This window comes from Peribacillus sp. CSMR9, assembly GCF_033141925.1.
GTDB lineage: Bacteria > Bacillota > Bacilli > Bacillales > DSM-1321 > Peribacillus > Peribacillus simplex_A.
Map to the genome: position 1 here is coordinate 44,976 of NZ_JAOPHO010000028.1, position 11,504 is coordinate 56,479.

Consider the following 11,504-nt stretch of genomic DNA (forward strand, 5'->3'; position numbering starts at 1 on the left):
ATCTTCTACTATCCACTTGTTTTTATTGTTGTGCTTTCAATGTTTCGATATCTGGATCAGTACCAAACCACTCTTTATAAATTTCTGCGTATTTACCATTTTCATAAATGGCATTCACTGCTTTATCGAACTCCGATTTCAATTCACTGCCTTTTGGGAACATAAGACCATAGAATTCCTTATTGAAACTATTGCTATCTTCAACGACTTTCAATTTTTGATCCGGGTTATTTTTCACATATTCTTCAACAACCGTATTATCAGCTACGACAGCCGAAGCTCCCCCTTTTAGTAATTCCTGAATGGCCAGGTTATTATTTTCGAATTTCTTGATGTCCTTGTGATTTTTTCCAAGGAGTTTCTCTACCGCTTCCTGTCCGGTTGTACCAGTCTGAACGGCAATGACCTTTCCTTTCAATTCATTTCCTGATTTTATATCACTTTTCTCTGGAACGAGAATCTTGTTTGTGGATAAAAAGTACGGAACCGAAAAATCATAAGATTGTTTTCTTTCGTCATTCACTGTAATCGCAGAAATTGCGACATCCGCTCTCTTAGATTCAATTTCAACAAAAATCGGATCCCAACCAACGGTTTCCAATTTAACTTCATAACCCGCTTCTTTAGCGACAGCATTGATGAAATCAACATCGAATCCTACAATCTTATCACCTTCAAGAAATTCAAATGGAGCATAATTGGCGTCCGTCACGATCCTGAGTGTTTTTCCACTGGACTCTTCTTCTTTACTGGTTGTCGAGACTTCCTTATCCTTCCCGCATCCTGTCATGACTAATAACAAAGAAGTTACCATGGCAAAAACTAAAAAAGAAACCTTTTTCAAAATAATCCCCTCTTCTCTCTCGTAAACTCTATTTTTTTTAAAAAAACAGATAAATCTAACTTTATAGAAGATTCAGTTTATTCCTTCAAGAATATTATACGTTTATTTGTTTTTTTATGCAATAAAAAGTCGGACAAATAACTTTAGTAAAATAAATTTTTAATCAATTAACTCAGTAAATTAGAAACGTAATTATGCTTTAATGGGTAAACGCACAGACTTTTTCCACCTCCATTCCAATTAATGGTTATTATATTGAAAACAGATAGTGCCAACTTTCAAAAGGTTTAATCGAACAAAAATAAGCAGCGGCCAAATTAGCGTGGCCGCTGCTTAAATGATTATCAGGGGACTTCCTTAGTCCCCTCTTCAATATCTAACATATCCAACAGGAAGATGAAGATCGGTATCCCGATGATCAATCCCCATATCCCAAGGAAATGCTCGGAAAACAATAGGATGATAAAGGTGAAAAATGTTGGAAGATTTGTTTTTGCCGACATGAATTTCGGATTTAAAATATAGCTTTCAAGTGCATGGATCACAACAATCATGATAAACACAGCAATCACTTTTGGCATACCGCCGATACTGTAGGCAATCATGCTAAGTGGAACTAGGGAGATAATAACTCCTGCAACTGGAATCAACCCTAGGAAGAAAATCATAATTCCTAGACCGATCAACTGTGGAAATCCAAGAATCCATAAGAAAAATACTGAAAGGACTGCATTCGTAATGGCTATTAAGAACTGGACCTCAATTACCTTTCCGAAAGAATTGATGAATTTAACTCCAAAGTGACCAAGATTTATAAAGAAGGATTTGAATTTACCCCGCTTAAATTTAGAAGTAAAACGAATAATTTTATCTTTTTCCAATAAGAAAAATAGACTAAGCAGTATAGAAAGGAAAATCTGTAATGCCAGTTTGCCGAAATCAGATACATAAAGATAAAGCGTATTCATCTGTTTTTGAAGATCGAGCGGCGATTCAGTCTCGTTCATTAAACTAATGGCGTATTGAATGACCCGACTATCGGGAGGATGTTGAAAGAAGAAAACGATCTGTGTAACTAATTCCGTAAATTGCAACGTTATGACCGGTAGATATTTATAAAGAACGATGGCTAAACAAGAAATAACGACTGCATATAAAAAGCTAATAACAACCTTAGAGTTGATATGCATCACTTTATTTAGCCGAATCATGATAAATTGCTCCAGCCTTCCCATCAAGAAAGTGAAAACAAATGTGAATAACACGATATTAACCATACTTCCGATGCTTATTAAAAAGAGGACTAACACAATTAATGTAATTAACCTTGAAAAACCTTCGCTTTGCAAATACTCTTTTACCACTTACCTATCTCCTAACTACCATTCTGCTGTGATAATTCCTATTTTACACGGAATTGAGGGATTCTACTACAAATACCTTACATTGACAACAAAATTATTTGAATCATCAGTAAGCCCCATTATGCGGACGTTAGATAAGACCTTTTTAGAACATCCGGTTCCTTAATTCCACTGCCATTCATGCATGAAAAAACATCTACCAAATGGGCAGATGCTAATCCTCATCCTTCACATCGATATCTTCGGGGATGGGCTCGTTATAATAATCCGCTAATTGCTTCTTATATTTCTCCATCTGTTCAAGATGCATATTAAACTGCTCTTTAAAAATCAAATGCTGCTCCCCGTCATGAACGGTGCGAATTTTATTTTGAACGATCAAACTTTCTATATAAGATTCCGGCATCGATAAATATTCCGCAGTCTCTTTTACTGTCAAGTACATGCCTTCACCCCTTTTCCTTACTAACTATACTAGATTGGAGGCATTATTTGAAGTGCTTGATCTTTGCAATTAAATAGCCCTTCCATACCAAAAAAAAGACGCATCCCGTTTCAGGATTAAAAATCACAGTAATGACTTACAATCCCTTCCAATAACATGTAAGATAATGTTAAAGTAATATACCCATAGATTAAGAGGAGTGAACAAAATGACCTTCTTTTATGTCATTCTCGCGGCAATTTTTGCTGTTTTCCTGGTCAATTTCATGAAAAGAAAAAGTGAGCCGGCAAAATTGGAACGCTATCAATATGAATTCCGTAAATACCATGCGGAAACTTTAGATCTGCATGCAACGGAAATCGTTTCAGAAGCATTGATAGAAAAACTTAACAAAGCACTGGATATCGATTATATGGAAAAGGTCAATACTGAATTCCGACTGAAGCATCCAAGGGATTCACAGATAAGGGTCAATCAGGCATGGCGTGAATTGAAACGCTACTTGATTATGACTGCTGTGTTTGGAAAAGTTGAAATGTTTAATTCAGTCATCGATGAGTTGTGGCATATCATGCTGGATTATGGACAGGAATATAATGAGTTTTGCCAGACTTTCATCGGTAGGACCATTCAGCACCATCCTCATTCACAACCCGTTTTCAAACCTGAAGAACGCACTCTTTTTGACTTTTACTATATACAGCTATTTACGGTTGACTTCCCTTCCATCCAAAAATGGGGCAAGTTTTTCAAACATGATAAAGGGCTAACGTTTCTCCGCGATTTTGAAACGATGGAACTGGAGCAGTTAAAAGAGAAATATATGCGAAAACCGACAAGTGCCCAAGCGGAACGGACCTTTGAATGTTTCACTTCCCAATTTAAAGAAAATCGTCCCTTGAAAGAATTGAATTGGCAGAAAAATTACAACCAGACGGACTACGCAGCTCCTGCCTATTTCACTTATGCCAGCACCGATGATTTTGACAGTGAATTTAAAGATATTTTTGGGAAAGAACCGACTGCGGTTTCCTCTAAATCCGGTCATGCCGTTCATGGTGGTGATCATAACAGTTCCCATGACAGCAGTTCTGATTCCTCTTCTAGCTGTTCTTCATGCAGCTCTTGTTCGTCTTGAGCATCAAAAAAACGCTTGGAAAATCCAAGCGTTTTTTTGATGCTCTATTATTCGTAACGCCGCTCAGCGCTTCTTCTTCATTAACCTTACAGTGGTTTAACGATACGATTAATTAATTCCAACGATTGAACCAATTCTTGATCCTTTGTTTATTTTTCTCAAGAACCTCCTTCGATGTCCGGTTGTCTTTTTGTTTTTTCCATTCAAAGAGAGATGCAATTCCGATAAGGAGCCCTCCACCGATGATTAAATACAGCCACCAGGGCATCTCGCCCCACATCGAGTTGGTATTCATATAGACATTGAATAAAATGGTGCCAGTTCCAGCGATGAAATAGGATTTGTATTTCATCATGAATCCAAAGAGCATAGCAGCCAATGACACTGTTCCGATAATCAGCGCATCATATAAGGTGTTGCCCGCCATTGCATCAATGATCAAAACTGAAAACAGGATGAAAACAATACCAGTCTCAATATATTGTGTGATTTTTCCTTTAACAAAGATTTTCCTCAGCAGAATGGTGCTGATAATGAAAAGCGGCAGAATATTTACCTCCACCTCAAGTACCGCTGGTATCGTAAATTGATCGGTGATGGCCCAATAAGGATATAGACTGAACAATATCGCTGCAGCCAATTGGATTTTTCTTTCCATCGTTCCTGTCGTTGTGCTTCTCATTAAAATGAAATAGGCCGGAATCAGAAGTGCCACGATGATTTCGAGAATGAATTGTGGTTCCCCAGTCAAAACATCCATGTTCATGGCAAGAAGGAACAGCAGACCATAGACTCTGTAAAAATCCAATTGAAGTCCTGCCCCGCCTTTATTCAGCATGCCTTTAAAGAATTTCCTGCTTAATAGTACCATCATGGCCGTACACCCAAAAAGGATTGTCGTTTCAACGAAAGGCCGTAACGTGTCCGCATACATGATGATGGTCCAATACGGATACAAACTGAGAATTCCCGTCAGCCAAACATAGATGCCCTTTTCTTTTACATCCTTTGTGAAACTGCCAATCAGGATGAAGTAAACCGTGATCAAGAGTGATGCAAAAACCTGGAGTAACTGGCTTGGTGTTTCAGTTACTGCAACTCCCCTATTCATGGCAAGTAAAAATAGCAGGCCATATACTCTGTATGCATCGATGGTTATACCTGTTTCTTCCCTTTTGATTAATCCAGTGAAATAACGTCGGCTTAAAAACAGCATTCCTAACATACAGCTGAAAAGGACCATCAATCCCATTACAACCGAGAGACTGTCGGCATAGATGACGATGATTAGGAAAGGATACAGACTGACTATAGCAGCAATATTGGAATAGATTTTCCGTTCTTGATTTTCCTTTGTGAAGCTTCTCAGGAAAATGAAATAAGCGGTTAAAAAGAGCGATACAAAGACTTTGAGTAACAGTTGATCAGTTTTATTAAAAACCTCTACATTCAAATCGATCATAAAGAATAAACCATAGATTCTGAAGGGATCAAAGCTGGTGATGCCTGATCCGTTTTTCTTGAGTAACCCGCTGGAATACAGCCTGCTCAACAACAACATTCCTGCCATACAGCCAATAAGAACAGCCAAACTTGTGAAGATTGGGAGTGTATGTGCATAGTCTTTGATAATGATAAACGGAAAAATTCCGATGATGGCCGCTATCCCTGAGTAAATGCTTCTTTCATCCTTATAGATCGTGAGCCTTCTCATCAGGATGAAGTAGCTAGGCAACAGCAGGGAAACAAAAATCCCCAAAATCGCAGTACCTGTATCACTCGTAAACACTTCCAGATTCAGAGTACACAGATATAACAAGCCATAAATCCTATAATAATCAATGGATCTCTTCGATTCCTCTTTGTTGACCAATCCTTTGAAATGGCGACTGCTGGCAAACACCATCACAGCCGTGCATAAAAATAATACGATAATCGTCATAATCAGGGGTAATGTATTTACATACATATTGTAGAAAATGAACGCCAGGCTTAGAAGAACCACTACATAGTTCCGCCAATTCCTTTTCATGAGCAGATACCAGGTAAACAAGAACTGTACTGTCATCACCCCGACCCAGACCAATTCCCAGTCAAGCGGAAAATCCCGGATTGCCGTTTCCAATATGGATATGCTTATGCCTAAATGAATGAATGGAATAAGGTAATACTCCATGATGCCTTTCCAATTCTTATTGGAAACCGCCCACAGAATGGTTATGATTCCTGTTGTTATCATCAAGCATATTGATGTAATGAATACCATTTGCCCCATGTTTGCCAAAAATAAGTGGACCTGTAGGAAAAGAACTGAAAACCCTAGGTACGTAAAAACGTATTTTTCCCATTTCACATGTGCCCGCCAGACACTCAAAATATAGATCAACAGCTGTGCAGTATAAAGGAACGGTGAACTTTCCGTATTGACAATGAGCAAATATCCAACAGGAATCGCCAGTATATTGGCAAGGTGACTTGCGTAAATGAAGTACTGTTTCCCATTTTTTGAATATTTCCCAAGCCATTCCCCTAAAAGGAAAAAGATAATAGGGCCGGTCAGCACGAACGCAATCTTCAACACCATTGAACCAAAATCAAAAACATCGTAGAGCGAAGCATATAGGCCGGCACTTGAAATCACGACAGGCACCCAGAATATGTGCTTCCGATGTATATGGACGGACCAACCATTTATTGCAGCAGCTACGGCAATCACTCCGCTTGCCTCTAAAGGATTCAGTGAATTGAATGGAATCCATAAAAAGGAAAGGAAGGAAAGAATCTGACCACTATATGCAAAAACAGGAAAGAATTTATGATATCCCTTTTTTAATGTGTAAGCCCCACCGATGGAAATCAGGGAAACCCCCATTAAATAGAGGCTGACCGGGATATTTGAACGGGCCCACTCTAAACTTTCCAACAAATATGGATAGAAAGCAACCAAAGCCAGAACGAAAGTGATTGGAAATCCGTAAATGGCGTTTTCCTTCATATGCTTTGTATCGTCTTTTATATATGTGATGAAGAAAAGTCCAGAGATCATGGCGAGGGCGGCGCTAACTGCAAGCCAATCCATCTCGCTGAATTTACTGGTCAGTATCATTAACATGATCATTGGGGAGATAAGTAAGATACTCCTCTTAAACAGGCTGTACCTTGGGTGGTTATATAAATATAATCCAAGATATTGAATGACCTGAAGGATAAAAATCAGATTTAACACGGTAGAAAAAGAGACTGGCAAGGCAAAGAAAAGATATACGAACGCTAAGTTGAAAACAACAACCGCCGGGTACGTGAAGCTTGAATTTCTCGATTGAAGGGAAACATAGACAAGCTGTGCGGATACTATCATGAGCGCGATGAATATTTGCGCATAGTTTTCCTGGTACACCATTGCGTTTATATATAGGAAGACAATCCCGCTCTCAATCAAACTGGTAAACATGAAATTCTTGGAAAGCTTATTCATTTTGAATTTGGCCAGATATTTTGAAAGAGCTGTAAAAATGATTGGTACAAGTGCAAAAGCAATGACCATGTACTCACTTAAAAATGAATTAAAAACAAAATGGATATATCCATAAGTGAAAACGGCACTAAAAGCCATTTCATAATGTTTCTTTTGGAATTTAACGAAAAAAACTAAAAACAAAACAGAAAAGACCATCAACGTTAGCGAATAGACAAAGTTACTTGAAAATAACGTCAAGATCGCAAAGGCTTCCACAATGATCTTAAACTGGATGAATTGAAAAATGAATGGTTTGAATATCTTTAAGGCTTTTTGACTTTTCAATTGTTCAATATTCCATAAAAGTATTAAGTTAAGAATGCCAATCGTCAAAAACATCCACTCGATAGTCGGCGTCACAAAAGCTAAACCGAAATAGCAGGTAATGCCGAACGTGAATATGGAAATGAATATGAATATTTTCGACTTAAAATAGTCAGCGATCTTAAAATAAATGGCTAAGCAGAGTAATCCTCCAAGAAACCCCAGAAGCCCCCGCCCCCCACCATTAAGTGAAAGGTACTCTCCAAAAATCCGATAATATGAAGCTGATAAAATCGTAATCGGAATAAATAAACCCGCTAGCGTCAGGAATGCAAAAGCGGTCTGTTTAATTTTCAGCTTTGAAGCGATGAAGGCCATTCCCGCAAAAATGCCGGATACCATTCCAATGAAGAAAACTTTCAGGACCGCATTCAAATCCCCCCATGAAGAGGTTGCCAAAATCACCCCGCCGAACAGAAGCAATATGACCCCCGTGAGCAGGATGACAGAGATATTCCGTTCCCTGATCTGCTCAGGTGTTTTCTTCGGTTTTACTGGTTTTGCTGGTTTCTCCCGCTTGATTGCCTGCTTTTGAATAACCGGTATCCTTTCAGGGATTCCCTTGATAGGTTCAAGACTATCCTCCAAAACTGATTCATTAGGCTCAAATCCGGTCTTCTCCTCTTTCATTATCGATTTTTTCAATCCACCAGATTTCAGTAATTCCAATGAAGATTCTTCAATCAGGCTATCTTGAACCTTCTTGTCGGGACTTTCACCGATAATCGTCTCAGGTCCTTGAATGGATTTCCTTTTTTCATGCTCTAAGCACTTTTGTTTATAGAGGGCTAATTGGAAATGCCTTTCGTAGGCCTTGCTAATCCGGATATATTCTGATTTAGGGATGAGCCGCCTTTCCCATAAAACACCCAGCTCTTCTTGGAAAATGCGCTTCCTTCTTTCTAATGTCATTTCTTCGTTTGAAGAATCATTCATCCCCAGATTCCCCTTCCTTCTATTAGGCCTTATATCATCGTATGTATATTCTCTTTTTGATAATAACAAAGTTTTTCCTTTTTTTGAATATTAAGGATGATACCCTGATAAAACAACGGAAACCAGTGTCTTCCTCCCGACTCAAAAAAAGAATGACTTCAACTGAAGTCATCCAAAGTCCTTATATTGATTTTTACTTTTCCTCGCTCCTGATAATGCATAAATAAACGATCATTGATATGAAAATCGAGACTGCTGCCGTGATATAGATGCTTCTATAGCCTAAGAGATAGCCTATCTGTCCGAACACAATAGCACCTATGCCCACTCCAAGATCGAAAAAGGAAAAGTATGTTGCATTCGCCATCGCCTTTCGATTGGCTGCCGTCTTTTCAATCGACCATGCCTGAAGCGCCGGCTGAACGGAGCCGAACCCAAATCCATAAAGCACTGCCGCGATGTAAAGGACCGCTTCACCCGGCATCCACGCAAGCAGCAGCATCCCAGCCATGATGAGCACTGTTGAAGGAATGAATATTGCCCGATGTCCCCTTCGGTCATATAATCGACCCGAGAATAATCTCGTGACCATGAGGGCCATTGCATATACTAAAAAGTACCACTGAATTCCATCTACCCCTTTTTCCGCTGTATAAAGAGGAAGGAAGGTTGCAATTCCACCAAATGTGACGGAAATGAAGAAAATGAGCAAAGATGGCTGAAGGGCACTTTTTTCATATATATCGAACCTTTTGGCTGCCACTGCCGTCGAAGGATCACTATCCACTTTTTGATATCGAATAAGTGATGCTGAAATGATGGCAAACAATCCTAATAATGAACAGATCAAGAACAACTCTTGAAACGGAAGGACCGTAACTAGAAATAGACCCAATGATGGACCGAATGCCAATGCTAAGTTACCCGACAAACCGTAGTAACCCATCCCCTCACCACGCCGTTTCGCGGGGATTATATCGGAAGCTATTGTTCCTGAAGCCGTTGAAGAAAATCCCCAGCCGACGCCCTGTACAATCCGCATCATGAATAACAAGCCGATGCTGCCCATAAAACCGAAGGAACCCACGGACAATGCGAAAATGGCTAACCCGATAATAAAAACGATTCGCCTTCCCTTCGTTTCCAATAATCTGCCGGCAATTGGCCGAACAAGCAAGGCCGAAAAAGTAAAAATTCCAAGGACAGCCCCCACCAGGCGGTCATCACCACCAAGCTGCTCAACAAACAGCGGGAGGGTCGGCATCGTCATTTGAAATCCCATGAAGATGCACAGATTTGCCAAACAGATCATGATAAAGTCACGTGTCCAGATTTTGTCATTCCCTCTTACCCGTTCATTCACTAAGGTTTCCCTCATATCCCTTCACCTTCTAATTAAAATAGTCACTGCCAGTTTACTAAAAATGGTTAAAATAAGCGAATGATTTATTTCGTGTACCTAAATATATATCAAAAGAAAAGCCCAGTATGACACTGGGCCTCTTTCAACCCTTCATAATTAAAGGCTGATATAATCATTTCCATCCCCTGAATAAGATATGGTCCACTTACCGTACGTATGCTAACTAACGATTTCTTCACTCGTTCGCCATACTGCAATACCAATTTCAAATCCATCAAGGAAGAGATTTATGCATTACTTGCCGATCATGTTAATGAAAGGCTGTTTTCACATACTTTGTTGCTATTTACCAGGTAGTGAGTTGTGGTTGATTTCCCCTCCAGATGCTCGGTTTCCGCGGGGCGGGCGGTGAGCCTCCTCGGCGTAAACGCCTATGGGGTCTCACCTGTCCCGCTGCTCCCGCAGGAGTCTCGCACTTCCGCTCCAATCAACCTTAAAAGTTTCGTTTTAAAAACAACAATCTTTACGAAAAGAGCCTAATGAAAAGAGAGATAACAGTCGAAAGCTATATTATTGTATCCCCATATCTTTCACCTACCCGCCCGAACGAGTTTCAGTTCTTTTCTTCGCCGTTTATCTTGATACATTTTTTGATCCCATGAATAAGCTATCCATATTCCCTTTGGAATGTAAACGGTAAGCATACCCGAATGACAAACTGATGTGGGGCCCATTTCATGGGAATTATGCAAAATGATTTCTTCCTTTAATAATTCACAAAGTGACTCCACTTCTCCCTTACCTCTATCAATCAGCAGAATGGCAAACTCATCTCCCCCCACTCTTGAAACAACAGCAATATCCGAGAAAACCCTTAGATTGGCTGCTTCTTTAATCAATTCATCCCCTTTCTTATGGCCATACATATCATTCATAAATTTCAACTCATCTAAATCACATAAAATCATGGCAACCGGAGTATCAAAATCCTCATTGGATTTCGCGAATATATTATCGAAAAACTGTATATTTTTTCATTCAGGATTTCATAGTCATCAGGGATGAATCCTTTCAAAAGGCGAGGAAGGATCATTGTATGCTTCTTCCAAGACCCCTTGACCTTAAAAGGCATTGATGGATGGACTTAGATAACTGAACTTAGAACTAGGATTGGATTCATAGCGGTAGATAATATCCTTCGTGCTTTCCACTATTTTAAAAACCTTTTTTTGCTCTTCGAACCCTATCTTTAAATAGTCCTTTTCCCTTTTCTTACGGGTGAAGAACGTTCGTTTAAATATATCTAATGATAATTTATTGAATTTCATTCTACAGCCCCCGTATATTTGAAGTCATTTAAAAATCTTCCCTTAAATTAGATGGCAGACTTACACGTTTCATTCATTCCTATTAACATGATTATTCCTTTCTATATTATAATTCCAAAACCATGTAAAAGGAAAAGCATCAAAAGTTTAAGTTTTCCCTATTTCCTTAGAAATGGGCCCGCTGAAAATAGAAACATATCCCCAGTAAACTCTCCTCTAGCAAAGTACCTCTATGATAAAATGAA

8 protein-coding genes are annotated in these 11,504 nt (G+C 39.2%); 1 reads left to right on the forward strand and 7 read right to left on the reverse strand.

Features of this window, described 5'->3' with window-relative positions; genetic code table 11:
- Positions 1 to 22: 22 nt before the first annotated feature.
- The 3 genes from N9I19_RS14050 to N9I19_RS14060 all read right to left on the reverse strand — a co-directional run bounded on the left by N9I19_RS14050 (position 23) and on the right by N9I19_RS14060 (position 2,653).
- Positions 23 to 844: a basic amino acid ABC transporter substrate-binding protein gene (locus N9I19_RS14050; RefSeq protein WP_089362885.1), complete on the reverse strand. Its 822-nt coding sequence runs from the start codon at positions 842 to 844 to the stop codon at positions 23 to 25.
- A 344-nt stretch (positions 845 to 1,188) separates the two neighbouring features.
- Positions 1,189 to 2,208: an AI-2E family transporter gene (locus N9I19_RS14055; protein WP_317778134.1), complete on the reverse strand. Its 1,020-nt coding sequence runs from the start codon at positions 2,206 to 2,208 to the stop codon at positions 1,189 to 1,191.
- A gap of 214 nt (positions 2,209 to 2,422) precedes the next feature.
- Complete coding sequence (locus N9I19_RS14060; RefSeq protein WP_144478943.1) at positions 2,423 to 2,653, reverse strand: excisionase family DNA-binding protein; 231 nt, start codon at positions 2,651 to 2,653, stop codon at positions 2,423 to 2,425.
- A gap of 208 nt (positions 2,654 to 2,861) precedes the next feature.
- Here N9I19_RS14060 and N9I19_RS14065 point away from each other — a divergent pair, with 208 nt between their 5' ends.
- Positions 2,862 to 3,791 carry a glycine-rich domain-containing protein gene (locus N9I19_RS14065; RefSeq protein WP_317778135.1) on the forward strand — a complete coding sequence of 310 codons (930 nt, stop codon included), beginning with the start codon at positions 2,862 to 2,864 and terminating at the stop codon, positions 3,789 to 3,791.
- 112 nt (positions 3,792 to 3,903) lie between these two features.
- On the opposite strand, the gene N9I19_RS14070 is transcribed toward N9I19_RS14065, so the two are convergent.
- The 4 genes from N9I19_RS14070 to N9I19_RS14085 all read right to left on the reverse strand — a co-directional run bounded on the left by N9I19_RS14070 (position 3,904) and on the right by N9I19_RS14085 (position 11,259).
- Entirely contained in the window at positions 3,904 to 8,568 is a 4,665-nt protein-coding gene (locus N9I19_RS14070) for a hypothetical protein (RefSeq protein WP_317778136.1), read from the reverse strand.
- Between the two features lie 193 nt (positions 8,569 to 8,761).
- Positions 8,762 to 9,946, reverse strand: coding sequence for an MFS transporter (locus tag N9I19_RS14075; protein ID WP_317778137.1), 1,185 nt, complete (start codon positions 9,944 to 9,946; stop codon positions 8,762 to 8,764).
- A 575-nt stretch (positions 9,947 to 10,521) separates the two neighbouring features.
- Positions 10,522 to 10,959 carry a GGDEF domain-containing protein gene (locus tag N9I19_RS14080; RefSeq protein WP_317778139.1) on the reverse strand — a complete coding sequence of 146 codons (438 nt, stop codon included), beginning with the start codon at positions 10,957 to 10,959 and terminating at the stop codon, positions 10,522 to 10,524.
- A gap of 93 nt (positions 10,960 to 11,052) precedes the next feature.
- Complete coding sequence (locus N9I19_RS14085) at positions 11,053 to 11,259, reverse strand: hypothetical protein (protein WP_317778138.1); 207 nt, start codon at positions 11,257 to 11,259, stop codon at positions 11,053 to 11,055.
- Between the last annotated feature and the right edge of the window lie 245 nt (positions 11,260 to 11,504).